The sequence below is a fragment of the Paeniglutamicibacter sulfureus genome (assembly GCF_039535115.1).
Taxonomy (GTDB): domain Bacteria; phylum Actinomycetota; class Actinomycetes; order Actinomycetales; family Micrococcaceae; genus Paeniglutamicibacter; species Paeniglutamicibacter sulfureus.
Genome location: NZ_BAAAWO010000001.1, coordinates 4,532,517 through 4,557,376, shown reverse-complemented (window position 1 = coordinate 4,557,376; position 24,860 = coordinate 4,532,517). Strand labels below are relative to the sequence as shown.

21 protein-coding genes are annotated in these 24,860 nt (G+C 65.0%); 8 read left to right on the top strand and 13 right to left on the bottom strand.

The window, feature by feature from the left end; translation table 11 throughout:
- The first annotated feature begins 110 nt into the window (after positions 1 to 110).
- Positions 111 to 1,079, top strand: coding sequence for a quinone oxidoreductase family protein (locus ABD687_RS20590; protein ID WP_310288353.1), 969 nt, complete (start codon positions 111 to 113; stop codon positions 1,077 to 1,079).
- 180 nt (positions 1,080 to 1,259) lie between these two features.
- Here ABD687_RS20590 and ABD687_RS20585 read toward each other — a convergent pair whose 3' ends face one another.
- Both ABD687_RS20585 and ABD687_RS20580 read right to left on the bottom strand, forming a co-directional pair.
- The gene (locus ABD687_RS20585) at positions 1,260 to 1,733 is read right to left on the bottom strand and encodes a DUF1990 domain-containing protein (RefSeq protein WP_310288356.1); all 474 of its coding nucleotides are present in this window, start codon (positions 1,731 to 1,733) and stop codon (positions 1,260 to 1,262) included.
- A gap of 111 nt (positions 1,734 to 1,844) precedes the next feature.
- On the bottom strand, positions 1,845 to 2,642 hold the full coding sequence (locus tag ABD687_RS20580; protein WP_310288359.1) for a 4'-phosphopantetheinyl transferase family protein: 798 nt from the start codon (positions 2,640 to 2,642) through the stop codon (positions 1,845 to 1,847).
- 406 nt (positions 2,643 to 3,048) lie between these two features.
- Here ABD687_RS20580 and ABD687_RS20575 point away from each other — a divergent pair, with 406 nt between their 5' ends.
- The 3 genes from ABD687_RS20575 to ppk2 all read left to right on the top strand — a co-directional run bounded on the left by ABD687_RS20575 (position 3,049) and on the right by ppk2 (position 9,441).
- A complete protein-coding gene (locus tag ABD687_RS20575; RefSeq protein ID WP_377700262.1) occupies positions 3,049 to 7,023 on the top strand; it encodes a Pls/PosA family non-ribosomal peptide synthetase in 3,975 nt (1,324 codons plus the stop codon).
- Positions 7,020 to 8,429 carry a M1 family metallopeptidase gene (locus ABD687_RS20570; RefSeq protein ID WP_310288365.1) on the top strand — a complete coding sequence of 470 codons (1,410 nt, stop codon included), beginning with the start codon at positions 7,020 to 7,022 and terminating at the stop codon, positions 8,427 to 8,429. The genes ABD687_RS20575 and ABD687_RS20570 overlap by 4 nt, the downstream gene beginning before the upstream one ends.
- 127 nt (positions 8,430 to 8,556) lie before the next feature.
- Positions 8,557 to 9,441, top strand: coding sequence for a polyphosphate kinase 2 (gene ppk2 / locus ABD687_RS20565; RefSeq protein WP_310288367.1), 885 nt, complete (start codon positions 8,557 to 8,559; stop codon positions 9,439 to 9,441).
- Positions 9,442 to 9,646: 205 nt separating this feature from the next.
- Here ppk2 and ABD687_RS20560 read toward each other — a convergent pair whose 3' ends face one another.
- Both ABD687_RS20560 and ABD687_RS20555 read right to left on the bottom strand, forming a co-directional pair.
- Entirely contained in the window at positions 9,647 to 10,348 is a 702-nt protein-coding gene (locus ABD687_RS20560) for a class I SAM-dependent methyltransferase (protein ID WP_310288370.1), read from the bottom strand.
- 349 nt (positions 10,349 to 10,697) lie between these two features.
- Complete coding sequence (locus ABD687_RS20555) at positions 10,698 to 11,003, bottom strand: DUF6966 domain-containing protein (protein WP_310288373.1); 306 nt, start codon at positions 11,001 to 11,003, stop codon at positions 10,698 to 10,700.
- Between the two features lie 73 nt (positions 11,004 to 11,076).
- Between ABD687_RS20555 and ABD687_RS20550 the strand changes: the two genes are divergently transcribed.
- Positions 11,077 to 11,562, top strand: coding sequence for a hypothetical protein (locus tag ABD687_RS20550; protein ID WP_310288376.1), 486 nt, complete (start codon positions 11,077 to 11,079; stop codon positions 11,560 to 11,562).
- A gap of 262 nt (positions 11,563 to 11,824) precedes the next feature.
- On the opposite strand, the gene ABD687_RS20545 is transcribed toward ABD687_RS20550, so the two are convergent.
- Positions 11,825 to 13,369, bottom strand: coding sequence for a hypothetical protein (locus tag ABD687_RS20545; protein ID WP_310288378.1), 1,545 nt, complete (start codon positions 13,367 to 13,369; stop codon positions 11,825 to 11,827).
- A 633-nt stretch (positions 13,370 to 14,002) separates the two neighbouring features.
- On the opposite strand from ABD687_RS20545, the gene ABD687_RS20540 reads away from it, so the two are divergent.
- Entirely contained in the window at positions 14,003 to 14,524 is a 522-nt protein-coding gene (locus ABD687_RS20540; RefSeq protein ID WP_310288380.1) for a tetratricopeptide repeat protein, read from the top strand.
- 46 nt (positions 14,525 to 14,570) lie between these two features.
- Here the strand turns inward: ABD687_RS20540 and ABD687_RS20535 are convergent, their stop codons facing one another.
- The 6 genes from ABD687_RS20535 to ABD687_RS20510 form a co-directional block, all read right to left on the bottom strand.
- On the bottom strand, positions 14,571 to 16,034 hold the full coding sequence (locus tag ABD687_RS20535) for an FAD-dependent monooxygenase (RefSeq protein ID WP_310288382.1): 1,464 nt from the start codon (positions 16,032 to 16,034) through the stop codon (positions 14,571 to 14,573).
- Positions 16,035 to 16,294: 260 nt separating this feature from the next.
- Positions 16,295 to 16,795: a hypothetical protein gene (locus tag ABD687_RS20530; protein ID WP_264270271.1), complete on the bottom strand. Its 501-nt coding sequence runs from the start codon at positions 16,793 to 16,795 to the stop codon at positions 16,295 to 16,297.
- Positions 16,796 to 17,025: 230 nt separating this feature from the next.
- On the bottom strand, positions 17,026 to 17,742 hold the full coding sequence (locus ABD687_RS20525) for an alpha/beta fold hydrolase (RefSeq protein WP_310288385.1): 717 nt from the start codon (positions 17,740 to 17,742) through the stop codon (positions 17,026 to 17,028).
- 74 nt (positions 17,743 to 17,816) lie between these two features.
- Complete coding sequence (locus tag ABD687_RS20520) at positions 17,817 to 18,218, bottom strand: VOC family protein (RefSeq protein WP_302262527.1); 402 nt, start codon at positions 18,216 to 18,218, stop codon at positions 17,817 to 17,819.
- A gap of 159 nt (positions 18,219 to 18,377) precedes the next feature.
- On the bottom strand, positions 18,378 to 18,638 hold the full coding sequence (locus ABD687_RS20515; protein WP_264270274.1) for a hypothetical protein: 261 nt from the start codon (positions 18,636 to 18,638) through the stop codon (positions 18,378 to 18,380).
- Positions 18,639 to 18,696: 58 nt separating this feature from the next.
- Positions 18,697 to 19,329, bottom strand: a complete 633-nt coding sequence (locus ABD687_RS20510; RefSeq protein WP_302262528.1) for a MerR family transcriptional regulator — start codon at positions 19,327 to 19,329, stop codon at positions 18,697 to 18,699.
- Positions 19,330 to 19,411: 82 nt separating this feature from the next.
- Between ABD687_RS20510 and ABD687_RS20505 the strand changes: the two genes are divergently transcribed.
- Together ABD687_RS20505 and ABD687_RS20500 are read left to right on the top strand one after the other, a co-directional pair.
- Positions 19,412 to 19,828 carry a hypothetical protein gene (locus tag ABD687_RS20505; RefSeq protein ID WP_310288392.1) on the top strand — a complete coding sequence of 139 codons (417 nt, stop codon included), beginning with the start codon at positions 19,412 to 19,414 and terminating at the stop codon, positions 19,826 to 19,828.
- Between the two features lie 175 nt (positions 19,829 to 20,003).
- Entirely contained in the window at positions 20,004 to 21,203 is a 1,200-nt protein-coding gene (locus tag ABD687_RS20500) for a hypothetical protein (protein ID WP_302262530.1), read from the top strand.
- A 19-nt stretch (positions 21,204 to 21,222) separates the two neighbouring features.
- Here ABD687_RS20500 and pheT read toward each other — a convergent pair whose 3' ends face one another.
- The gene (pheT, locus tag ABD687_RS20495) at positions 21,223 to 23,763 is read right to left on the bottom strand and encodes a phenylalanine--tRNA ligase subunit beta (RefSeq protein ID WP_310288396.1); all 2,541 of its coding nucleotides are present in this window, start codon (positions 23,761 to 23,763) and stop codon (positions 21,223 to 21,225) included.
- A gap of 3 nt (positions 23,764 to 23,766) precedes the next feature.
- On the bottom strand, positions 23,767 to 24,855 hold the full coding sequence (gene pheS / locus ABD687_RS20490; protein ID WP_264270279.1) for a phenylalanine--tRNA ligase subunit alpha: 1,089 nt from the start codon (positions 24,853 to 24,855) through the stop codon (positions 23,767 to 23,769).
- Positions 24,856 to 24,860: the final 5 nt, after the last annotated feature.

Here is a 24,860-nt window from a genome sequence, read left to right as displayed (position 1 = left end):
ATTCATTTGTTTGGTCCCGCAACGCAACATCGGGGCCCTGGTCACGGGCCCCGGGGGCCCGAACGCTATGGTGGAAACAAAGCCAAGCGCCGACCCAAGGAGTCCAGCACGTGAGTTCCCATGCAATTATCGCCCGTCAGGCCGGAGGACCCGAAGTATTCGACTATGTTGCGTCGCCGATGCCCTCCCCCGGGCCCGGACAACTGCTGGTCAAGGTCGCTGCCGTTGGCGTGAATTTCATTGAGACGTACCAGCGCTCGGGCGTCTACAACGTCAAGTATCCCTTCACCCCGGGCAGCGAGTGCGCCGGCACCGTCGAGGCCGTTGGCGCCGGCGTCACCGATTTCGCCGTCGGGGACCGGGTGGCCACCACTGAAGGCTCGCGCACCTATGCCACCCACACGCTGCTGGATGCCGAGAAGGCACTGCCCGTCCCGGAGAATGTGTCGCTGGAAACCGCCGGCGCGCTGCCGCTGCAGGGCATCACGGCCCACTACCTGGTCAATTCCAGCTACAACGTGCAGCAGGGCGACACCGTGCTCACCTATGCCGGCGCCGGTGGCGTCGGCCTGCTGTTGATCCAGCTGCTGAAGCTGCGCGGGGCCACCGTCATCACCACCACTTCGACTCGGGAAAAGGCGGAACTGGCGCGCGCCGCCGGCGCGGACCATGTCCTTTCCTACGACGAAGTGCCGGTGCGCGTCCGAGAAATCACCGGCGGCAAGGGCGTCGATGTCGTGTACGACGGCATCGGCAAGGACACCTTCGAAGGGTCACTCGAAGCCCTCAAGATCCGCGGCACCCTGGTGCTCTTTGGCGGAGCCTCGGGCCAGGTGCCGCCCTTTGACTTGCAGCGCCTCAACGCCCATGGTTCATTGACCGTGACCCGACCCAAGGTCGCCGACTTCCTCCTTGATGCCGAGGAGCGACGCTGGCGTTCCGGCGAGCTTTTTGAATTGGTCTCGCTCGGCAAGCTCGACGTCCGCATCGGGGCACGCTTCCCGCTGGCCGAGGCGGGCAACGCCCACACCGCCCTTGAATCCCGAGCGACCACCGGTAAAACCATCCTCATCCCGTAGCCACGATCCAATCGTTGCCGAACCACCACGGGCCGCCACCCCGGAGGACAGACTCCCACGTGGCGGCCCGCGCCGGGCTTACCCGGAATCAGCGGCCGCCCGCTGATGCCCGAGTGTGTTCAGGAATCGGTTTTCATCCTCTGGCTGTTGTGGCCGCACCGCGATGCCTTGCCGAAGTCGTCAGCGGAGTGCGCGCAGGTATCTCCGGCGTACGATTCGCTGCGCGACAAGAATCAACGGGTACAGCGCTCGCCACGGTTGCCGCGATGCCGCCCGGGTGAGGGATCGTATGGTGAGTCGCACGTCATCCCCGTGACGGCTCACGACAAATGCTTCCTCGCCGCAAACGGGGTGCCCCGGCAGCGTGCGATACGCAAACCCGACCCGATCCGGGCTATCCACGACTGCGACAACTTCCACGGGCTCAAGGACGGTGGCACCGAAAAGGTGCACCGTGACGTCCACGCGGTCGCCCCGTCTCACCGGAGCAGCTGAACTCACCGTAAACCCGCTCGCTGTCTTCACCTTCCAGCGCAGCACGTCCGCGATGACGCGTTCCCACACCAGATCCCCGGTTCCAATGAACGACGAGAATTCCGAGCGACGATACTTACCGTCGCCCGGCGGCCAATGGGCAAGATCCGGACTGGTCACGCGCCACTCTCCTCACAATCCAAACAGATGCCGGGCAAGTTGGGTCTGGGTCCATTCCTACTACAGTCCCGTACCCAAAAGAAGCCGCCCGTGGACAATCCCAACAGCAAATCAGGCGATTCCCACCGCCCCACCTACTCGATTTTCCCAGGCCTCCGGGCCAGGGGCCCAAACGAGGCTGCCCACCAAATGGGGAGGAAGCATGGCACCCAGGGAGTCGAGGCTTTCTGGATCAAGATCCAGCACGCGGAGTCCGGGGCTGTGCAACAACGGGTGGACGTTTTTCCCGGCAACCACGGGAATGCCGGCCTCACCGGCCAGGCCCTCCCCGCTGGCCTTGGCGACCGCTTCCTTCAGGGCCCACCATCTGGCCCGAAGCCGCTGCCGTTCGGACTCCGGCAACAGTTCGAGTCGTTCTCGCTCTTCCCGCGCGTAGGCATAATCCTCGAGCATGCCGCCGTCTCCGGAGGAAAACGCGCTGTCGTCCAGGTCGGCCAGGTCAACGCCCAGCCGACTGTTCGCGGGGGCCAGCGCAAGCAGTAGCCAGCCAGCAGTCCGTGCGTAGGAGAGGGAAAAAGACTGCCCGGTCTTCGCCATCCGGAGCTTCGGGGTCCCGTGCGCCACCGACGCGCATTGCTGACAGTACTGTGTGAGTTCGAGGTCGCCGGGAAGGATCCCGCGGCCCGAAGGCATCACACGGTTCAACAGGTCCGCCGCCAATACCCGGACAAGGATCCGTCCTGCCACAAAGTCGTCGCTCGGGCGCCCGGCAAGGTATGCGCCGGCGCGGGCGAGTTCGTCGGGCAGCAATCGGATCTCGGGATGCGTCGCGGCCTCCGCCAACGGGGCGGCCGCCCACAAAGGGGCCGAGAGTCCCGCCTCAAGACTCTTACCCGGTACGTCGTGCATTCGGATTGCGCTCCTTGTTCCGCGGGTCACTGGCCACGGATGCATGGCCGGTTCGACTGCATCGAGTATCTCGCATCAGCGCTGGAAGCCGGAACCAATTCCGATACATACAGTGGGCGCTGCGCCACATATTGGTTTGAGCTCCCGCGGCCGGCTTCAACCCGACCGGCGCTCCTGCCCAGGCCCGGGCATTGGCCCCGCTGGCAGGGATCGCCGGATTCCCAAGCGGGTGGACGGCAGCTCCCTCCAACCAAGTTGGTGAGGCATCACACGGCCCTGTGATTCCCGCCCCAAGACACCTCCCGTTAACCTCCCGGTCCACCTGCCGTTCACCTGCCGTGACTACGGTGGGCGCGTACGTGCCGGCCGGGCGGCGGCGCACGCCTTGTCGGCGTGCCGCCGGAGCATGGTTGGGCTCCATCGTCCTGGTCCGTCCCCTACAGGGGGCTGGGCCGAGCACCACTTCCAGAAAGCCACAGTGGAAACGACTCCCAGCATTGCCGACAATGGATCCACCGCCCCCTTGTTCCTGCCGCAGTACCCGGGCAGCGAATTGGCACCGAAGCCCCGCACCCTCATCGACATCCTTGAGGCCAGCGCGGCGGCCCACCCCGAAGCCCCCGCACTTGATGACGGCGAGCGCTCGCTGACCTACGCGGAACTGCTCGTGGCCGTCGACGAGATGGCCGGGCGTCTGCGCGCAGCCGGACTCGGCGCCGGGGACCACATCGGCATCCGCATCCCCTCGGGAACGCGCGAACTCTACATCGGCATCCTGGCCACGATGAGGATCGGCGCAGCCTACGTTCCCGTCGATGCCGACGATCCGGAGGAACGCGCCCAACTGGTCTTTTCCGAGGCCAAGGTCGCCGCGGTCGTGGGCGAAAAGGGCAAGATCACCTCCCTGCGCGAGACGGCAAACCCGGCGCCGGCCCGGGACGCCGCGCTGGGCGACGACGCCTGGATCATCTTCACCTCCGGATCCACCGGGACTCCCAAGGGCGTTGCCATCACGCAGCGCTCGGCGGCCGCCTTCGTCGACGCCGAGGCCAGGATCTTCCTGACAAGTGAGCCCCTGGGCGCCGAGGACCGCGTGCTTGCCGGCCTGTCCGTGGCCTTCGATGCCTCCTGCGAGGAAATGTGGCTGGCCTGGCGCCATGCCGCCTGCCTGGTGCCGGCCCCGCGTGCCCTGGTTCGTTCGGGCATGGACCTGGGTCCCTGGCTGGTGACCCGCGGGGTCACCGTGGTCTCCACCGTCCCCACCCTCGCAGCCCTCTGGCCGGCCGAGGCCCTGGAAAACGTGCGCCTGCTGATCTTCGGCGGCGAAGCCTGCCCGCCCGAGCTTGCCGCCCGCCTTGCGGTTCCGGGGCGCGAGGTCTGGAACACCTATGGTCCGACCGAAGCGACCGTTGTGGCCTGTGCCGCGCAGATGGACGGCATGGATCCGGTGCGCATCGGCCTGCCGCTCGAGGGCTGGGACCTTGCCGTCGTCGACGCCTCGGGCTTCCCCGTGGCCCCCGGTCAGAGCGGGGAACTGATCATCGGCGGCGTCGGACTCGGTCGCTACCTGGACCCGGCCAAGGACGCCGAGAAATACGCGCCCTTCGAAACCCTGGGCTGGGAGCGCGCCTACCGCTCGGGTGACCTGGTGCAGGCCGACCCCGAGGGTCTGGTCTTCCTGGGCCGGATGGACGAACAGGTCAAGCTCGGCGGCCGACGCATCGAATTGGGCGAAATCGATGCCGCTCTCCAGTCCCTGCCCGAGGTCTCCGGCGCCGCGGCAGCGGTGAAGACCACCGCCGCCGGAAACCAGATCCTCGTCGGCTACCTGGCCGCCGATCCCGCCTACGACACCTCGGCTGCGCGCGGGCGGCTGGCGGACATGCTTCCGGCACCGCTGATCCCGCTGCTGGCAATCGTCGACACCTTGCCCACCAAGACCAGCGGCAAGGTCGACCGCAACGCGCTGCCCTGGCCGCTGCCCGGAGCCACCGCCACCGGGCCCGAAGGGGTGCTGCCGGATCTCGGCCAGGACGCTGCATGGGTGATCGAGCAGTGGACCCGCGTGCTGGGGACCCCTGTCGGCAGCCTTGACACCGATTTCTTCGCCTCCGGCGGCGGTTCGCTCTCGGCCGCCCAGCTGGTCTCCGCCCTGCGCGTGCGCTACCGCACCGTCACGGTGGCCGAGATCTATTCCCACCCGCGCATCGGGTCCCTGCTCGAGGCCCTGGGAACCAGTTCCGGCGCCGAACCCGAGACCCGAATCGTCGAGCGCACCACCCGGCGCGCCCAGGTCTTCCAGACGCTGATGGGCATCCCCACCTTCATCCTGGTGGGCATGCGCTGGCTCGTGTACCTGGCCGCCGGCAACAACGTGCTCGGCGCCCTGGGGGTCTTCACCGACGCACCCAGGCTCTCCTGGTGGGCGGTGGCCGCCCTTTGGCTCGTCTTCGTCTCCTCCCCGGGGCGCATGGCGCTTTCGGTCATCGCGGCCCGGATGCTGCTACGCAATCTCAAGCCCGGGAACTACCCGCGCTCGGGCAAGGTGCACCTGCGGCTGTGGATGGCCCAGCAGATCGCCGATCTGGTTGATCCCGTCTCGCTCGGCAACGCGCACTGGATCCAGTTCTACGCCCGCGCCCTGGGCGCGAAGATCGGCGCCGACGTCCAGCTGCATTCGATCCCGCCGGTCACCGGCCTGCTCACCGTGGGCCGCGGCGCCAGCATCGAACCCGAGGTCGATCTCACCGGCTACTGGATCGACGGGGACCGTGTCCATGTGGGCACCGTCGAGGTCGGTGCCCAGGCCACGGTCGGGGCACGCAGCACGTTGATGCCCGGCTCCGTGGTCGCCGACGGGGTGGAGCTGGCAGCGGGCTCCGCCCTTGCCGGAAGCACCAAGGCCTTCTCCTCCTACTCCGGCTCCCCCGCAGAACGCAGCGGCAAGTCCAAGCCCTCCTGGCCGCAGGAACCGCTGCGTACCCGCCGGGTGCGCAACGCGATGTTCGCCGTGGCCTCCTCGGCCCTGGGCGCAATTCCCCTGCTCTCCATCCTGGGAGCCATCATCGCCGCTGCCCTGCTGCTGCGCGGCCAGGCCTCGCTGCACGAATCCCTGCTCCGGCTCACGCTGGCCGTCCCGGTGGCGGCACTGGTGTGGTTCGGCCTGAACATGCTGCTGGTGCTGGTGGCCACGCGCCTGCTGGGAATTCGCCTGCGCGAGGGCTGGCACCGGGTCGACAGCAGGATCGGCTGGCAGGTCTGGGCCACCGAACGCCTGCTGGACATGGCCCGCGACCTCCTCTTCCCCATTTACGCCTCGCTCTTCACACCCGTGTGGCTGCGCCTGCTCGGCGCCAAGGTCGGACGCAACGTCGAGGCCTCCACGGTGCTGCTGATCCCCAAGATGACCACCATCGGTGCCGGGGCCTTCCTGGCCGACGACACCATGGTCGCCACCTACGAACTCGGCGGCGGCTGGATGAAGGTGGGCCGGGCCAAGATCGGCAAACGCGCCTTCCTGGGCAACTCCGGCATCGCCGGAGCCGGGCGCCGCGTGCCGCGCAACGGCCTGGTCGCGGTGCTCTCGGCCACCCCCGCCAAGGCGAAGGCCGGGACCTCCTGGCTGGGCAGCCCGCCGGTGCGCCTGCGCCGCACCGCGGTGGCCTCGGATGACTCGCTCACCTATGCCCCGCCGCTGCGCCTGAAGTTTGCCCGCGCCCTGTGGGAAATCTGCCGGATCGTGCCCGTCGTGGTCACCGTTGGCGTCGCCGCGCTGGTGCTGGCGCTGCTTGACTTCCTGGCCGCCGAATACGGCTATCTGGCCGCGGTACTGCTCAGCGGCGCGGTGATGCTTGCCGCAGGTGCCGTCGCCGCCACCTCCGCGGTCGTCGCCAAGTGGCTGCTGGTGGGCCCCATCCGCCCGGGCGAACACGCCCTGTGGAGCTCCTTTATCTGGCGCAACGAGGTAGTTGACACGTTCATCGAAATGGTCTGCGCCCCGTGGTTCGCCCACTCCGCCGCCGGCTCCCCGGCCCTGGTCTGGTGGCTGCGGGCCCTGGGCGCGAAGATCGGCCACGGCGTCTGGTGCGAAAGCTACTGGCTGCCCGAGGCCGACCTGGTCACCCTCGGTGACTCCTCGACCGTCAACCGCGGCACGGTGGTCCAGACCCACCTCTTCCACGACCGGGTCATGGCAATTGATACGGTGGAACTCTCCGCTGGATCCACGATGGGCCCGCACGGGGTCATCCTGCCGGCGGCATCCCTGTCGGAAGGCGCCACCGTGGGCCCCGGTTCGCTGGTGATGCGCGGAGAATCCGTTCCCCCTTCAAGCTACTGGATGGGCAACCCCGTCCAACCCTGGAGCCAGCCGCGCGCATGAGCCACACCCAACAGACCGACACCACCACCGCCACCGAGGCTTCCTTCATCCCGGATGCCTACGTGCCCCGCTCCGGCAGCGCCGACTACCGTGTCACGCACTACGACCTGGACCTGGACTGCAAGCTCGGGGGCAACCGGCTCGACGGCAGGGCCACCATCACCGCCGTGGCCCTGGTCGAGCTGCACCGCATCAGCCTGGACCTGTCCGGGCTGCGGGCCTCGCGCTGCCAGGTCAACGGTGCCAAGGTGGCCCGGTCCACGCAGAAGGCCGGCAAGCTGGAGCTCCACCTGGTGACCCCGGTGCCCGCCGGGGAGCAGTTCACCGTGGAGATCCGCTACGGCGGGGTCCCGAATGTGCGCGATGGCATCTGGGGCGAGGTCGGCTGGGAGGAACTCACCGACGGGGTGCTCGTGGCCGGACAGCCCAACGGGGCCCCCACCTGGTTCCCCTGCAACGACCACCCCAGCCAAAAGGCAAGCTACAGGATCTCCGTCAACACCGACGCCGGGTACCGCCCGGTTTGCAACGGAAAACTCGTTGACCGCCAGCGGCGCTCCAGCCGCGAACGTTGGACCTACGAGGTCCACGAGCCCATGGCCACCTACCTGGCTACTATGCAGATCGGCCGCTACGAGCTGCGCTCCCTGGCCGGCACCGAAGCCGGTGCCGCACCGCTGGGCGGACGGCATGCAGGTGCCCCGGTCCCGGTGCCCCAGCTGGTTGCCTCGAACACCTCCCAGCTGCGCCGGGTTTCCTCCGCATTGGCCGATCAGCCCCGGATGATGGAAACCTTCATCGAGGCCTTCGGCCCCTACCCCTTCGAGGACTACACCGTGGTGGTCACGGAGGACGACCTGGAAATCCCGCTGGAGGCGCACGGGATTTCCATCCTGGGCAACAACCACCTGCTCCCGGGATGGGAGCAGCAGCGATTGATCGCCCACGAGCTGTCCCACCAGTGGTTCGGGAACTCGCTGACCGTCGGGTCGTGGGAGGACATCTGGCTGCATGAGGGCTTCGCCTGCTATGCCGAATGGATCTGGTCCGAGGCCTCCGGCGGCCCGAGCGCCGATTCACGCGCCAGGGACGCTTGGGCGATGATTGAATCCCTGGAGCAGGACATCACCATCGGGGCCCCCGGGCCCAAGGACATGTTCGACGACCGGGTCTACAAGCGCGGTGCGCTGACGCTGCACGCCCTGCGGCTGGCATCGGGCGATCGTGCGTTTTTCGCGATGTTGCGGGCCTGGACCGGGGCCCGGCGCCACGGGACGGTCACCTACCGGCTCTTCCGGGACCACGTGGACGCGCACCTGCCCACCGCACTCTCCGCCGAGGCGTTCCTGAAACCCTGGCTCTTTGAAAAGGCGTTGCCGGCACTGCCTGCCCCGGCGGCAAACTGACAGCGGAGGGGGCTCGGCCCCACCGCCGTCGCGGTGCTCTTTTCACCGTATAGAGCCTGGTCACAAACCCCCTTCCGGGCACCCAATGTTCATCTTCCGTTCATGGCGCGCGGATACGGTCAACCCCATGCAATTGCTTGATTTGGCCGCCCACGGCTACTCCGTCCGCGACGACGATGATGACGACCCGGTCCTGTTGACCTCCACCGGCGAAGTCGTGGACACCTGGCGGGAGGGCTACCCGTACTCCTCGCGCATGGACCGTGCCCAGTACGACCTGGAAAAGCGGTTGTTGCAGATCGAGCTGCTCAAGCTGCAGGTCTGGGTCAAAGCCACCGGGCGCCGACTCGTGGTGCTCTTCGAGGGCCGCGACGCCGCCGGCAAGGGCGGGACCATCAAGAGGTTCACCGAGCATTTGAACCCGCGCGGGGCCCGCGTCGTGGCATTGGAAAAGCCCAGTGAACGCGAATCCACCCAGTGGTTCTTCCAGCGCTACATCGCCCACCTGCCGGCCGCCGGGGAAATGGTCCTCTTCGACCGCTCCTGGTACAACCGTTCCGGCGTCGAACGCGTGATGCGCTTCTGCACCCGGGAGCAATTCGACAGGTTCATGCACCAGGCACCTGCCTTCGAGCGGCAGCTGGTTGATGACGGGATCGTTCTGGTGAAGTTCTGGTTCTCGGTTTCCCGCCGCGAACAGCTCACCCGCTTCACCATCCGCCAGATCGACCCGGTTCGGCAGTGGAAGCTTTCCCCCACCGACCTCGCCTCGCTGGACAAGTGGGACGCCTACACCGAGGCCAAGGAAGAGACCTTCCGCAGCACGGATACCGATTGGGCACCGTGGACCGTGGTGAAGTCCAATGACAAGAAGCGCGCCAGGCTCGAGGCAATGCGCCACGTGCTGAGCCTCTTCGACTACGAGGGCAAGGATCACGAGCTCGTGGGGGCCCCCGACCCGCACATCGTCGGACCCGCCTCGGCAGTCGTCGCCGACGGTGAGGAATTCTAGGGTTCGGTTTCCCCCGCTGGGATGCGGCGCTGGCCTGCAATTCGTGTGCGGTAAGAAGCGCCCTCGGTGGTCCGGTCCCGCGTGACACCGTATTTTCCTGCGAATCAGAACTTCTTAAGTATCGGGGCCTTGAGGGTTCCGTTCCGTTATCCGGATCCCAATGAACTTCCTGGTTCCCACTTGCCGAAGCTTGAGAGAAACACCGTCATTTCGCACGCAGCACGAAGAAAATAAAGCTCAAGAACGATTCCCTGCCTTCGAATTGAGGCGGGATGAGTTCCGGGGGCGCATCGGCAGAGAACGGTGGTTCACTGACTACCTCGATCTGGAATCCGGCCTTGGCAAATGCGTCCGTCATTTCGTGCAATGGTCGATGCCAATATGTGAGGATCGCCGGTTGGCCATTGAACGTGTGCTCATCTGAATACTTCGTGAGCTTGAAGTAGTCGGAACCGGGGTTGGTCCATGGGTAGAGGATCGGATGGTTGACAGACATGATGAGTCGGCCTCCGGGTCGCAGTACTCGCCGTATCTCCTGTAGCGGACTCAGCCAGTCTTGCAAATAGTGAAAAACCAGCGAGGAAATCACGTCATCGAACGTTTCCTCGGCGAATGGCAGCGGCTGGCCGAGGTCGGCTGTCAGCAGATCTGCTTCCGCACCAAGTCTTTTCCGGGCAAGGCTGATCATTGCTTCACTGGAGTCAAATCCTGTCACGCTGGCGCCGCGATCACGGAGCGCCTTCGTCAGCGGCCCGGAACCGCAGCCAGCATCTAGAATTCGACGATTACGGACATCCCCTGCGAGTTTGATCATCGCCGGCCGTTCGTAGAATCCATTGATCAGACTGGTTTCATTTTCAGTCGAGTACGCTTCGGCAAAGCTGTCGTAATCGGTGTCCTGCGTCATAAACCAATTCCTCCGGACCTCAGAATGGGGGGGCTCATTTATATGAGGCTAACAGCCTTCCCGCATTCCCACGAATAAAAATAGGAACGACACACTCACCCGAAATTAAGCTTTCGGGACGATCCTCTTTCAATATTCTGAAAGTCCAATTCCCCAACTGGTTCCCATTACAGGACGGCCATGGCGCATGACTGGATTCCTTGCGACACAGTGATTCGGCGGGTGGACCATGACACGACAGCAACGCCGTCGACTCCGGTTCGTCCCGGCCTGGTCAGTGATCCCCGATTCCGCCGGACCCTCCCGGTGCCAGTCGTCAATTCAATTTGCGAAGAGTCTCATCATCTCGTCAAGAGTGGCGCAGTAACCAGAAACGCCCACGCCGGAGGCCCTTGGCCAACCTGTCGACCGCGTGAGCCGACTCGGCCGACCCGACGTCGGAAAACGACCCCGTCCCGCCATACAAGCTGAAGGCTTTTGCAGCGGCCGCACGGAGACCGCGCCTGTCCGCGACGCCGACGAACAGCTCGTGGAGCCAGTCGGCAGCGTGGCTCCGCTGCTTGTCGCTTTCGGAGCGAGCAACGGTGCGGACTTCGGCGATTGCGGAGAGGATTTCATCGCGGACAGTTTCAACAGCCCATCGTTTGCTACTCATGGAACAATCTTACGGATCACACCGAGCTGGGATGCTACATTCGGCGTCGAAAACCACACGCTAGGGTGGTCACATGATGACAATCATTTCAGCCCCAGGGGATCTCATCGTGGCAACCAAGGATGGTGTGGACGTGCGGTTCGCCGGGGTTGAGTCGATTGCCGACGCTCCGTTTTCCGCAACTGAATGGTTGGGAAAACAGGGAACAAGACTCCACCTTGAAGGGATCCGCAGTCCCGAAACCCAGCGCCGCGACGAACACCACGTCAAGGAAATATCGCAGTGGGCAAACCTGAGGGAACGTGATGGGGCGGAAGCAGCCGGAGACGCACCGGCGATGCCCGGTCAGCTAGTTCTTGGCCCTGTTGGAGCGGATATCTCGGATGATTTAGGAACCATCTATCGATGGTCTGCCGGACAAGTCGCAGGAAGCGGGACCGATTGGGATGCCACCTGGGTGTATCTTCCGGAACCTCCTGCTGCTGCCCGATTCCTACGCATTGAGTTCACTCTCGATGGAGAACCAACTGGAAAAACATGCAAGGTGCAGCTTGGTTAACGTCCAAAAATCTTTCGACAAGTGTTCCTGGCGTCGACGCCAAAGACAACCAGACAGATAAGATTTGCTGTGCTGGCGGGGTGCTTTCTCGCAGCATTCGGCCTTGGTGCGGCCCTGTTGATTTCGGGTTCGGCGGTCGCCGTTGTTGGTCTCATGGCTTTTTGGTTCGCCCCCGAATACATTCGAAGCTGGCGGGCAGGGACTGGAAATGCCATCCGAAACCCTTCTCTGGAAGGCCCCCCTCCGGGTGTGATCGTACGGCCTACTGGTAGGAAACGAACCATGGCTTCGGATCGATGTCGAAGGTCTGCTTCGGTGTGAACGTTGGGGAGTCCTCGTCGATGAAGTTCTTCCACGCCATCCTGATGCCGTCGGGCAGGTCACGGCGCAGGCTCTTCCACGTCTCCATCTTCATCCCCGGCGTGCCGTTGCCGTCTGCATGCAAGACCATCGCAAGTTCGGGGTGCGAAGTATCCAGCGCGGATCGGTTGCGGATCATGCTCAACTTGAACTGGTGCAGGATGACGACCTTCTGCGGCAGGTGGTGCTTGCGCGTCAGCGCAGCCAACCAATCGTTGGTGCGGTTGAGCTCAGCGGCATCCACGGAACCGATTTGGACCATGTGACGCTGGCCGGGCTTGAGCCGCCACTCGGGGTCGTAGGCAATGCCGACGTTGGGGTAGGCCAGCAACTTTTCATAGTGCTTGGCCTGGGTCAGGAAGTCGTTGCGACCCGGTTGCAGGTCAAGAACCACGTATACCCCTGCTTTCTCGGCCGCCTTCACCCAGGACTCGAGTCGTTCCACGGGAACGTAGCTGGAGTACTTCCCGTCCTTGCCCGCGGACGCCGCGGCGACTGTCGAGATGATCTCGAAGGCCGGCACGACCTTCTCCTTGCTAAAGGGCTGGTACTCCGCGGCGTACTTTTTGGCGAGCTTGATGGCCCCATCGACGTCCTGTTCGCCGAGCAGACCCAGTGAAGCCGTCCCGGGGGTCCCGTACAGCGCGACCATGCGCCGGTCCGGAAACACGATCTGCCCGCCGCCTGGAAGTTGCATTCCTCCGGCAGCCGTTGCCGCCAGGGCAGAGAAATCCGCGGCTTTCCCGAAGCCGCCGCCGATCGCGTACAGCTCCGAGTCCGCGTGTTCTTGGAAAAATTTCTGGTTCTTCGCAGCCCGTGGGTCAGGCGAGGCCATGGTGTGGAGCTCGGCCCCTGCGGCTTGGGCCGTGACCAGTGCCGGACCTGCCGCTTCCGCGGCTTCTTCCCCCGAGCGAACGACGACGGCGAAGCCGGAATCCGTGGTTCCCTCGACCGGGTCAATGTCTGGCAGATCGGCATCGGGTGCCGCCCCGTCGACAACTTCCAGATTCCCCGCCAGTGAATCCGGCACAGTTCCGTGGGCAATGAGGGTACGTGCGCCCAGACGCTCCAGCTCGGCGGAGAAATCTTGCCGCTCCGTTGCTTCGTCCGGTGCGTCGCCAGGTGCCACGAGCAGCGGGACGCCGAGTGCGCGGGCCTGACCGGCGGCGGCTTCCTGCCCGCCGTCATTGCCCAGCACGACGACTGCGGGTGCCTTTTCGAAGAACGCCTCGCTGGCTTTCAGCGCCATCTCCGCGGGGTTGCCGCCGATCTGGCCGATGCCAGCCTCGGCCCCGGCCAACACAACGCTGTCTTGGTTCTCCTGCGCTTTGGCACCGACAGCGCCGGCGTCGTCCCCCGGATCCGCTGCGGTGCACCCGGCCGCGACCAGGGCAAGAACCAGCCCGGAAGCAACCGCAGCGAGACGTCCCCTTGCCCGAATCGTCATATTTTTACCCCCGCGTCGATCATCAGCCAAAGATTTTCACCGGCATCGTTTTATCGTTCCTTCAACAGAAAGCGCCCTCGAAACCGTTGGAGAGGCTTCAACGGCGACAACCACTAAAGGAGAACGATCACCATTAATGACACTAGCAACAACTTCCGTTGTTACCCCAACGAGCTGGCTGGCACAAGATCCGGTAAAACTTGAGCTGGTGAATACGAGGCATTGGCCATGCTCTTACGCCGAGGGTGGGACGAATGACTCTCTGGAGCGCGGGCTGGACGGGGCCATCGCGAATCAGGACTCGGCGTCCGCCGCGTCAAAGGACTTGTTCTTGAGGATGGGTAACCTCCCGTGTAACAAGGGGACAAGCACTTCCATATTGGCCAACATGGATTGAAGGCCCGGCCAATGGGCCAGCGGGCATCCTGCCACCGCACCGAGTCGCATGGCGATTCTGTCCCGCTCCCACGAGATGCTTTCCATTTGAGGCTCGCGTCACGCGGTGGGTTTTGTCCTGCGGAAGGTTCCGCTATCGGAATTCCACAGTCTATAGATCCCGGCGTCTCCCGGTCGTCAAGGGGTGATTCGGTCGCCCACAGACCAGCGGATGCTGCATGTGCAAGACTGAGCGGCATGACTTTAGACAAGGAGCTGGACAGGATCTTCGCTGCCCGAGACCGGGCGAACATGCAGCCGACCATCGATGCGTTGCTTCCCCTGCTTGCTTCGAATCCCGGGAATGCGCGAGTGCTCTACGAAGTCGGAGGGGCATATGACACTGCTGGCAAGGAAGAAACAGCCCTTGGATTTTACGAGAACGCCCTCGCTGCTGGCCTCAAGGGCGATCTGCTCCGCCGTTGCTATGTCCAATACGGGTCAACCTTGCGAAACGTGGGACAGTACGCAAAGTCCAGCGCGGTCTTCGCGACAGCTCGCACTGAGTTTCCCGGGTCCCCATCGCTGGGGGTGTTCGAAGCAATCACCCTCCACGCAGCAGGCCGACCAGATGAAGCCATTGCTTCGCTGCTTGATGTCGTGGTGGACTTCGTTCGCTCTCCGGACATCGATAGATACAAGTCGGCGATCAGTGGGAACGCGGCCTATCTCCGCTCGCTGGATGGACGAGGTACACCCCCGGTAGCTGAGTCCCGCTGAAGGATCCCGAGGGCAAACTCGCGCTACCTGGTCCGTGAAACGATCGTTATCGCGCTGGCAGCCCAGGGCCGAACCAGCGGCATAGCGCGTCCGTCAGGTTCTGGGCAGTTCCTTGCCCAACCCAGGCAACATATCCGTCCGGGCGGATTAGCACGGCGGTAGGAGGCGTCACGTCACCCAGGAGGGGCAGTCGCCACGGGCCGGTATACCGGGCCTCGACCTGTTGGACGTGATCGGCCCAGGGTTCGATCTCGAAGTGGCTCAGACCGTCGAGTGTTAGCAGGACCGGCTTTGCATCGTGGAGCAGCGTGAAGACACGGGTCGGACCGTTTGCCGTATCGAGATCAAGATCCGGCATGCGACGTCCGAGAAGCGGGTGCCCCTCCCCTAAGTCGTAGGTGATGTCGAGTCCGTGGATCAGTGCGGCAACGTGCCGCCGAGGCTCATCCATCGACATGAGTTCCTCGACGGTCTCGGCGAGCGCCTCGGTTCGGGCATCGGCGCGTTGCAGGGCTGTTTGCGCCATCGAATGCTTGAGCGCGCGACCACCGACGGGGTGTCGCTCCGCGTGGTAGGTGTCCAGAAGGGACTCGGGTGAGAGGCCATTGACCACCTGTGCGAGCTTCCACCCAAGGTTGACTGCGTCCTGCAGGCCCAAGCCGATCCCCTGGCCGCCTGCGGGATAGTGAACGTGAGCGGCGTCCCCGACCAGCAGCACCCGGCCCTTGCGATAGGTTGCTGCCTGCCGGGTGGCGTCGGTGAATCTGGAGATAGAGGTCGGTGTATGCACTCCGAAGTCTGTTCCATACGCCCAGGTCAGGGAATCGCTCAGGTCACCCAGGGTGGGATCCTGCCTCGAACCGACCTGTCGCTCCGTCGTGATGACACGATAGGTACGCCCGTCCGGCATCAAACTGAAGCCGTGGACCCCGGACTCATCCAAGTGCGTACCGGAGGGTACTTCATCGGTTGCTTCCACTTCGGCGATCAGGTTGCTCCGGGTCGCGTCCCAGCCGGGGAAGTCGATACCGGCGCACTTGCGGACCACGCTGCGGCCACCGTCCGCGCCGACAAGAAACGCGGCCCGGATCTTTGCGCCGTCGGCGGTCTCGACTTCGACGCCGGTCTCGTCCTGGATGAAGCCAACCACCTCATGACGGCGATGGACGGGCACCCCGAGCTCCTTGATCCAGTCTTCGAGGATTGGTTGGATGCGGCTCTGCCACAGGCCGAGCCCGTAAGGGTGCCGCGTCGGAAAGTCGCTGATATCCAGAACCGACTTTCCGAATCGGGCCGTCTGCACGGTCGTGCCCTCGTCCAGGAATCGACCGGCGATGCCCCGCTGGTCAAGGATCTCAATGGTGCGACAGTGAAAGCCGCCCGCACGGGATTCCGTCAAGGCCCCTGTCGGACGCCGCTCCATGATCGCCACGTCAATACCAGCCAGTGCCAACTCACCAGCCAGCATCATGCCGGCCGGTCCACTTCCCACGATGATTACGTCTGCCATCCCATCCCATCCTCTTCGCGTGATGCTGTGCTGACGGGCACGCCAGAGCAGTGTATTCCACAGCACGGGTCTTGCTGCAAGACCCCCTCGCGGCGCTATCCTGAAGGCGGGAGGGGGTGCTACCCCTCCTGGAAAACTGTCGTCGCATTTCCAAAATTGCCCTTGCAGATCCTCGCCGAGCGGGGCAGGGTCTTCCCTTGCGGGCGGACCAATGCGGGCGCGAACGTTTTGCCGTGCGCGGCATTCAGCGGAGACGCGTTTTAGGCGCGGGCCTGGACGAGATTGGCGAACGGCAACCTACCGTGCAATTGGCGGAACTCGGCATGGTAGTTTGCCTGGGCCGCATTGAGCTCCTCCGCAGGTAGCTCCTTCCATGCCATGAGAAGGGCTCCTGTTTCCGCCAACTGCCAGATCAGCCGGCCGTCCCAGTGTCCCGGCGGCTTTCCATTTCCAAAGTCCAAAAATTCTTGGATCTGGCGTCGAAGCCCGCGGTTGCCCTTACTGCCGGGGCTGGCCTTGCCAATGAAGAGGACATCTGCGTCCTCAACCCATTCAGCGGTGAGCCCGGCCATGGGCAGGGATGGATTCTTCTTCTTGAAAATTCCGGCCGTGCTTTTGGTGAGGAACCGCGGCTCAAACCCCTCGGGCCGCAACACAACGAATATCCCCTGACGCTGCGGAATCCGATTGATTTCAAGGTCCGTGATGGGGCGGAATCCGGTGAATCCGTCGTCTTTGAGCGTTTTTTTGTTGAACGGCATCGGATTCCTTGGATCTTGGCGGCGGGAATGTTGCGGGGCACTCTCCCGGAGGTGCCATGATTCGCACCTCCGATGCTACCCGGCCGGGCAATGAACGCGTTTCCCCGATGCCAGGCGTGAGGTGGTCGTCCCGATCTTGCAGGGCGCCGCGTCCGGGGGCCTCCCCCGCGGAAAATGGTTTGCACATCCGCTGGATGTCGGTGAAAGGGCAGCGTCCGTGGGATAGCAACCTACAGTGCCGGCCTATGGTTCGGGAAAATGCCGGTGCCGTCCAACCACCGCAGGACAGTGTCGGCAAATTCGCTCGGACGCGTCTCGTGAACGTTGTGACCAGTGGGTATGGTGACGAGAGCGCACTCGGGGATGAGCCCTGCGACCTCCACGAGTAGGTCCTGCGGAACAGGGCTGGTGGGACCGCCTCCGATGAGCAACGTGGGAGATGCGATATCGGGCAGTCGCCTCCACCAGCGGCGAGTGGAATCGTTAACCTGTTCAACGATGGCCGGCACGACCGCCCAATCGAACCCCAGGACTCCCTCGGGGCGTTCGGGAACCGGCCGTGTCCGGGGGAACGGCGGCGGGACGTCCTCGACCACGAGCCGTGCGATGCGACCCGGCTGCGCTTGGGCAACCATATATGCGACAGCGCCGCCCATCGAGTGGCCGATCAGCACCACGTCGCGCAGATCCATGATGTCAAGGACGTCGATGACGTCCTCCCGCATGAGTTCGAACGAGTAGGTGCCCGGCCGATCGCTGTCGCCATGCCCGCGCAAATCCAGATTGACTACTCGAAACAGCGAAGCGAACCGCTCCTCGACCCCGGACCAACTCGCTGCTTGTTCCCCGAGCGCGTGCAACAGGACCATCGGCGGCCCACCGGCAGGGCCGGAAATGCGGCAGCCGATTCGGATTCCGCTGCCGAGCTCCACCAACCGCTTTTCCACCTGCGAACCGCGGCCGCGCCGCCATGAATATTCGTGGCCGCCCGGAGAGAGATTGCTCGTTGAGTGTTGGTCCCTCACGAATCCGGCTCGTATCCGATGAGCCAGTGCAGCCCGTGGCGGTCGATGACCTGGCCGTCGGAGGCTCCCCATGGTTTGGGGGAAAGCGGATCCAGCACCTTCCCGCCAACTGCGAGTTTGTCGAACCACTCGTGGAGGACGGACGGTCCGGCGGTCCCCAGCAACGAGAGCATGAGTCCTTCGAACTTGACGCTCTTTCCTCCCGTGGCAGCATCCGATCCGGCCAGCGCCACTACGCCGTCGAGAACGCCATGGGCGATGGATTCCGGCGGACCGTCCTTTCGGCCAAATTCTTCATAGGTGTACAAGGAGAGTTTTCCGCCGAAAACGTCCGCATAGAAGCCGAGCGCTTCACGCGCCGTGCCGGGGAAACTGACATAGATCTGGGGAGCAGCCATGGGCATAGCCTACGAAAACTGTTCTCCTTCCGCTACAGGTCGATCGGGGCCAGGGGCGCAAGCGGGGCCACGGCCCCGGCCCAGGATCGGTGCCGGTGAACCGATCGATCGTGGCCGGCCTCGGGGTTGGCCCGCCGAACCGAGCCCAGGCGGTCGTTCTCACAGCGGCCGCCCGTAGGGATAATCAACCCAGGCTCCGGTGCCCTCCTTCGGACATGCCTTTTCGGCGCCCTTCCGGGTGCTCCACGCATCCGCTGGATAGCTTGCACCCTGGAGCACCTTGTCCAAACTCTCGACTTGTTCCTCACGCCCGTCGGCGTATCTGACGTCGAATCGAAAAGAGCGATATGGAATCTTCAGCCAGCGGGACTTGGTCCACACGGACGTGGCACGGGCGGCAACCGGGATTTCTGCGCTCATTCCCCCATCTTGGCACGAACGAATGTGCGCTGGCGCTTTCGAACCCGGCCACCGATGCCTACCGGGTCTGGTCCCCCGCGCTTCCGCCCAGCATCCGGCTTGCCAGGTCCTGGTGGGCCAGGCGCCGCATCGCGGCAAAGATCGGATCGTAGAGCGCCGTTCCGAGCACCGAGTACTCCACGGCCCGCGATGTGTCGGCTTCGGGCAGTTCCGCCATGTCGATCTCGGCGATCGCCATGATGTGCCGTGCGTAGCCGTGCAGCCGTTCGCGCCCCATGGGCAGGCCGGCCGCTTCGGCGGCGGCCAAGGCGCGTTCGAGCTGGGCGACGGCCGCGTAGCCGGGGTCGCAGAGCTGGCCGATCTCCGCCAACGCCGCCCGGGCCCGCGGATAGTCACCGTGTGCGTCCGCCTCCACGGCCGGCGGCAGCACGGCGATCGCTCGTCCCAAAGTACTGTAGCGGTCGGCCTCCGGTTCGTCGATGATTCCAACGATGGTGCGCACCCCTGCCAGCGGCAGCCCCACGACCTCGGTGAGCGCGCGGATCAGCGCCAGCCGGCGCACATGCTCTTCGCCGTAGTCGGCCATTGTTGCACCGACCGACTCTCCGGGGGCCAGCAGGCCCTCGCGCAGGTAGTATTTCACGGTCGCCAGCGGCATCCCGGAGCGCTTGAGAAGTTCGGACATTCGCATGCGGCAACCCCTTGTGTTGGATAGTTAAGGTATCTATGTTGGATAGTACAGCTATCCAAACGGGTTCGAAAGAAACACCCCCATGGAACCGAGCACGTTGGTCCTCGCCGAAATTCTGCTTCTGGCCCTCATCACTGTCGAATCAGGCGGCGCCTTCCTCGTCCGCGTCGCCGCCGGCGGGGTTCCCGCCAACGACCTGCAGAAGTCTTGGTACCGGGCAGGGCACGCCCATGCAGCGGTCCTGCTGGTTCTGTCCTTGGCGATCCTAGCCTTCGCCGACCACCTCGACGTCCCGACCTGGGTCGACTGGATCGCCCGCTCAGGCGTCCCGGTCGCCGCTATCTTGATGCCCGCCGGCTCCTTTCTCTCGGTGCTCGGGAAAAACCCCGAGAAGCCCAACCGACTGTCGCTGCTGATCGGCCTCAGCGCCGCCTCACTTACCGCGGGGCTGTTGGCCGTGGGGATCGGGGCGATCGCCACCGGGGCCGGGAACGCCTGAGGATACGCCGCAGGCTGGCAACACGCCCCCCCAGTTCGCGGGGGTGCGTGCGGTTTGTTCCCGGGGCTTCGACCGGGCGGATTGGCGACTTATCCACAGCCCTGCAGGCCACGGGTCCACCGACCCGCGGATCGGTCCATGCTGGGATTCCCGCACCGAATCCCCAAGGATGGCCATGACCACGACGAGCAAGCAATTGCGCCGAAAACACCGCAAATCACCGAAAGCACGGCGACCCGGCCCCCACCCGTCGCGCGCCTCGGGAATCGAACGGCTCCACGGGCTGGAACCTGCCTACATCGCCTGGAGATCCCGCACCGTGACGCACGGCCAGGCCCACGACGACTGGGACGGGTTGCTTGTCCTCCTAGAGTCCTACGCCAATGTCTGGCCATTCAACGCACCCGACGCGTTGGCCCCCCGACCATTCGCCACCATGATCAAGTCCATCCGCCGGCTGCCCGGTGATGTCGCCTGCCAGGCCCTGAACCGCCTGGATGGCTACCTGCATTTCCTGCAAGACAACGGCCGATGGACGGCCGGAAGCGAGGACTTCGGCCTGTTGCACATGCTGGTGCTGATGCGGATTCCTGGCTCTGCCCATCGACGAACCCCTCGCGAATGCCCGATCGACATCCCCGCCAGGCACGGCCACGGCATAGCGCTCGTGCAGTGGGCCGCCTATCTCCTGGACGAGATGATTGAGGGGAAATTCATTCCGAATTCCACCGCATCGCTGGCGCTTCCGGTCACAGATCCTGCGGGCCCCATCCTGCTGGCCCCGGGACTCTACCCGCTTCCGCTCACGATCTTCATGGACCTTTTCACCGCCATGGACGAAGCGGAGCTCTTCGAAACCGCTGGAGACGAATGCGCCTGGGACGAGGACGAATATGTCGGGGAAGTTCCGGAGAACAGCGGCGAGCCCTATCCCACGCATGCGGGGATTGCCTTGCTGGATGACGGGCATCCACGAAACCAGGATGCCATCCGCAGCCTGCTGGCCGCCTACCTCAAGATCCTGATCTGGGCCGAGGCCAAGCCCGCGGTCGGCTTGGCAGGCCTTCGACGGGCCGAGGAACGCTTGGCCCTCCTTGCTGACGTCTCCAAGCAACCATCCGTTGAACGGGCCACCACGGAAACGAACATGTTGACCCTCGGCGAAGACATCCAGGACCGGCTAGCGGAACGGTATGGCGAATTATCCGCCTCCATCTTCGCTTGGCTGGAAGCCGGGGTCTTGGAATACACCGCCGGAACCCTCGTCGCGCAGCCTATTGTCCGCGAGGCCATCAAGGATCTACACGACGAATACAACGAACGCCGAAGGCCGGCCACCGCCCGCGATTTCGCGGGAGGTGGCCGGCCTTCGTAGCCCGTGTTGCCGGCGGGCGTTAGCGCTGCACGGCTCCGAACCGCTCGGCGGCAAGTGCCACCGCGGCAACACGCGCCTCGGAAGCTTCGTCGGCTGTCAGCGTGCGATCCGCGGCACGGAAGCGCAGGCCGAAGGCCAGCGACTTCTTGCCTTCCGGAATCCCGGTGCCCGAGTACACGTCGAAGAGTGCAAGGTCCTCGAGCAGTTCCCCAGCGCCTTCGCGCAGGGTCTCGAGCACCTCTGCCGCCACCACGTGCGCATCAACCACCAGGGCCACGTCCTGGGTGGAGATCGGGAAGGTAGAGATCTCCTTGGCCACGATCACGTCGGCAGCGGCCTCGAAGAGCTCGTCCGCGTTGATTTCCATCGCGACGGTGCGCTCGGGCAAGTCCAGCTCGGCCAACAGCTTCGGATGCAGTTCGCCGGCGTAGCCGACGTGCGTGCCGTTGCGAAGCGCCAGGGCCGCGGTGCGTCCCGGGTGGAATGCCTGGTGCGAACCCTGCGAGACGACGACCTCGACGCCCAGCACGTCACCGACCAGCTTGGCGGTGTCCAGCGCATCGGCCCAGTCGTAGACGCGCGGGACGTGTGCGGCGGCAACCGGCGAATCGTGTCCGGTGAGCACCGCGGCAATGTGCGTCGGCTGGTGCGGCAGCCCGTTGTACAGCGCCTCGAGTTCCTCCTCGGAGGGGCGCTCCCCCAGCGGCGGGATCGTGGCGGTGCCCAGGGTCTCGCCGGGCAGGAAGACCTGGCCGGCCTCGTACAGCGCCAGGTCGCGGAAGCCGCGGCCGTGGTTGCGGCGGGCGATGCCCAGCAGGCCCGGCAGGATCGAGGTGCGCATGAAGCCGAACTCACTGGACATCGGGTTGTTCAGCTTCACGGCCGCAACCTCCCCGGCCTCGGGGGCACCGAAGGTGTTGTTCTGCACCTTGGTGACGAACGGGTAGGAAAGCACCTCGGTCAGGCCCGCGTCGGCCAATGCCGCCACGACGCGGCGGCGCTGGCCCTGCACGCGGGAGAAGCCGCGGCCCGGAGGGGCCGTGGGCAGCGTCGCCGGGATCAGGTGGTAGCCGACCAGGCGGGCGATTTCCTCCACCAGGTCCTGCTTGGTGGCCAGGTCGGGGCGCCATGACGGCGCGGTGACGCGGTAGCCTGACTCGACGTTCTGAATCTCCGCGCCGATCTCGCCCAGCGCCCAGGTGATCTGCTCCTCGGTGTAGTCGATGCCGATCAATGCCGAGGCGAACCCGGCGGGCAGGTCGATGACCACGGCTTCGGGCGCGGTGCCCTCGTCGGTGATCTCGGTGGTGGCGGTGCCGCCGGCCAGCTGGACCAGCAGGTCCACGGCGCGCTGGGCGGCCACGTCGGCGATGTTCCAGTCCACGCCGCGCTCGAAGCGCTTCGAGGCCTCGGAAGGAAGCTTGTGGCGGCGGCGCGAACGCGCAATCGAGATCGGCTCGAAGTGCGCCGCCTCGATGAGCACCGTGGACGTCGCGTCGGAGACCTCGGTGGCCGACCCGCCCATGACCCCGGCAACGCCGATGGCCCCGGATTCGTCGGTGATCAACAGGTCCTCGGCGTGCAGCTTGCGCTCCTTGCCATCGAGGGTCTTCAGCGTCTCATCCGGGTTCGCTCGGCGCACGGTGATGGTGCCGGTGAGCTTGTCCGCGTCGTAGAAGTGCAGCGGCTGGCCAAGCTCCAGCATCACGTAGTTGGAAATGTCGACGACCAGCGAGATCGAGCGCATCCCTGCCAGGTTCAGCCGGCTGGCCATCCACGGCGGGGTGGGCAGTGCCGGATTCACTCCGGTGACCTTGCGGGTGAGGAACCTGTCGCAGCCGTCCTTGCCGTAGATGCCGGCGGCATCGGCAAGCTTGACCGGGTGGCCCGGTGCGGTGGCAGCATCCACCGTGACCAGCGAGGCAGGGTCGGTGTAGGGGGTGCCCGTGGCATGTGCGTATTCGCGGGCCACCCCGCGGATGGAGAACGCGTAGGAGCGGTCCGGGGTGACGTTGATTTCCGCCGCCTGGTCGTAGAGACCCAGCAGTTCCATCGCGTCGGTGCCGATCTCCGGGTCAAGGCCCAGGGCCGAGAGCACGATGATGCCGTCGTGGTCGTCCCCGATGCCCAGCTCGCGGGAGGAGGCGATCATCCCGGCCGAAACGTGGCCGTAGGTCTTGCGCGGGGTGATCCGGAAATCGCCCGGAAGCACGGCGCCGGGCAGGGTCACCACGACCTTGTCGCCCTCGACGAAGTTGTGGGCGCCGCAAATGATGCCCTGCACACCCGAGGGGTCGATGCCCTCGTTCGTCAGGGTCTGAGTGGCACCTTCGGGCACCACGCGGACCTGGCACCAGTTGATGGTCTTGCCGTTGGTCTGCTGCTCCTTGACGATGGACAGGACCTGGCCCACCACGATGGGGCCGGAGATCTCGTCGGTGGGACGGTGCACGTCCTCTTCCTCGAGGCCTACCTTGACCAGCTCGGCCATGACGTCTTCGGCCGAGGCATCGGCCGGTACCTGCGCGTATTCGCGCAGCCATGAAAGTGGAATACGCATGTCTTAGATCTCCATCCCGAAGTGCTCGCTGAACCGAATGTCGCCCTCGATCATGTCGTGCATGTCGGGGACCTCGTTGCGGAACATCAGGGTCCGCTCCACGCCCATGCCGAAGGCGAACCCGGAATATTCCTCCGGGTCGATGCCAGCTGCACGCAACACATTGGGGTTGACCATGCCGCAGCCGCCCCACTCGATCCAGCGCGGGCCACCCTTGGCACCCGGGTGCCAGATGTCCAGCTCGGCCGAGGGTTCGGTGAACGGGAAGAAGTTCGGGCGCAGGCGTATGGAGGCGTCCTCGCCGAACATCTGCCGGGCGAAGTGCTCCAGGGTGCCGCGCAGATCGGCCATGGTCAGGTTCTTGTCGATGGCCAAGCCCTCGAACTGGTGGAAGACAGGGGTGTGCGTGGCATCCAGCTCGTCGGTGCGGTAGACCCGTCCCGGGCACAGCACGTAGATCGGCAGCTCGCGCTCGAGCATCGAACGCACCTGGACCGGTGAGGTGTGGGTGCGCAGCAGGAGGTGCGAATCGGCGGGCTCGATGAAGAAGGTGTCCTGCATTTCGCGGGCCGGGTGGTCCGGGGCGAAGTTCAGCGCGTCGAAGTTGAACCACTCGGATTCGATCTCCGGGCCTTCGGCGATTTCCCAGCCCATGCCCACGAAAATGTCGGACACGCGGTCCTGCAGCGTGGAGAGCGGGTGGCGGGCACCTGCACGGCGGCGGCGCGGGGCGGCGGTGACGTCAACCGTCTCCTCGACGAGGATGCGGGCGGCGTCCTCGGCTTCCAGCACGGCGGTGCGTCCGGCGAGGGCTTTGTTGACGCGGCCGCGGGAAGCGCCCAGGAGCTTGCCTGCGACTGCCTTCTCGGACTTGTCGAGGCGGCCGATTTCCCGGTTGGCCAAGGACAGCGGGGACTTCTCCCCGGTGTGTGCCAGGCGTGCCGCCTTCAGCTCGTCCAGGTTCTTCGCGGCGGCAAAGGCGGCCAGCGCGGCTTGCACAGCAATGTCGATGCCGGCCTCGTCGGTGGGATGCGGGACAACCGGCGCGTGGCTGTCAATGACATCCACTTCCGGGCTCGTGGGTTCAGACATGGGGT

Excerpts from the sequence above, each read along its gene's own strand:
- pheS (WP_264270279.1), bottom strand. The coding sequence starts at position 24,855 with ATGTCTGAACCCACGAGCCCGGAAGTGGATGTCATTGACAGCCACGCG.
- ABD687_RS20545 (WP_310288378.1), bottom strand. The coding sequence starts at position 13,369 with ATGACGATTCGGGCAAGGGGACGTCTCGCTGCGGTTGCTTCCGGGCTG.
- ABD687_RS20515 (WP_264270274.1), bottom strand. The coding sequence starts at position 18,638 with ATGAGCGCAGAAATCCCGGTTGCCGCCCGTGCCACGTCCGTGTGGACC.
- pheT (WP_310288396.1), bottom strand. The coding sequence starts at position 23,763 with ATGCGTATTCCACTTTCATGGCTGCGCGAATACGCGCAGGTACCGGCC.
- ABD687_RS20530 (WP_264270271.1), bottom strand. The coding sequence starts at position 16,795 with ATGCCGTTCAACAAAAAAACGCTCAAAGACGACGGATTCACCGGATTC.
- ABD687_RS20505 (WP_310288392.1), top strand. The coding sequence starts at position 19,412 with ATGGAACCGAGCACGTTGGTCCTCGCCGAAATTCTGCTTCTGGCCCTC.
- ABD687_RS20535 (WP_310288382.1), bottom strand. The coding sequence starts at position 16,034 with ATGGCAGACGTAATCATCGTGGGAAGTGGACCGGCCGGCATGATGCTG.
- ABD687_RS20580 (WP_310288359.1), bottom strand. The coding sequence starts at position 2,642 with ATGCACGACGTACCGGGTAAGAGTCTTGAGGCGGGACTCTCGGCCCCT.
- ABD687_RS20550 (WP_310288376.1), top strand. The coding sequence starts at position 11,077 with ATGATGACAATCATTTCAGCCCCAGGGGATCTCATCGTGGCAACCAAG.
- ABD687_RS20510 (WP_302262528.1), bottom strand. The coding sequence starts at position 19,329 with ATGCGAATGTCCGAACTTCTCAAGCGCTCCGGGATGCCGCTGGCGACC.
- ABD687_RS20575 (WP_377700262.1), top strand. The coding sequence starts at position 3,049 with ATGGTTGGGCTCCATCGTCCTGGTCCGTCCCCTACAGGGGGCTGGGCC.
- ABD687_RS20555 (WP_310288373.1), bottom strand. The coding sequence starts at position 11,003 with ATGAGTAGCAAACGATGGGCTGTTGAAACTGTCCGCGATGAAATCCTC.
- ppk2 (WP_310288367.1), top strand. The coding sequence starts at position 8,557 with ATGCAATTGCTTGATTTGGCCGCCCACGGCTACTCCGTCCGCGACGAC.
- ABD687_RS20500 (WP_302262530.1), top strand. The coding sequence starts at position 20,004 with ATGACCACGACGAGCAAGCAATTGCGCCGAAAACACCGCAAATCACCG.
- ABD687_RS20560 (WP_310288370.1), bottom strand. The coding sequence starts at position 10,348 with ATGACGCAGGACACCGATTACGACAGCTTTGCCGAAGCGTACTCGACT.
- ABD687_RS20570 (WP_310288365.1), top strand. The coding sequence starts at position 7,020 with ATGAGCCACACCCAACAGACCGACACCACCACCGCCACCGAGGCTTCC.
- ABD687_RS20540 (WP_310288380.1), top strand. The coding sequence starts at position 14,003 with ATGACTTTAGACAAGGAGCTGGACAGGATCTTCGCTGCCCGAGACCGG.
- ABD687_RS20520 (WP_302262527.1), bottom strand. The coding sequence starts at position 18,218 with ATGGCTGCTCCCCAGATCTATGTCAGTTTCCCCGGCACGGCGCGTGAA.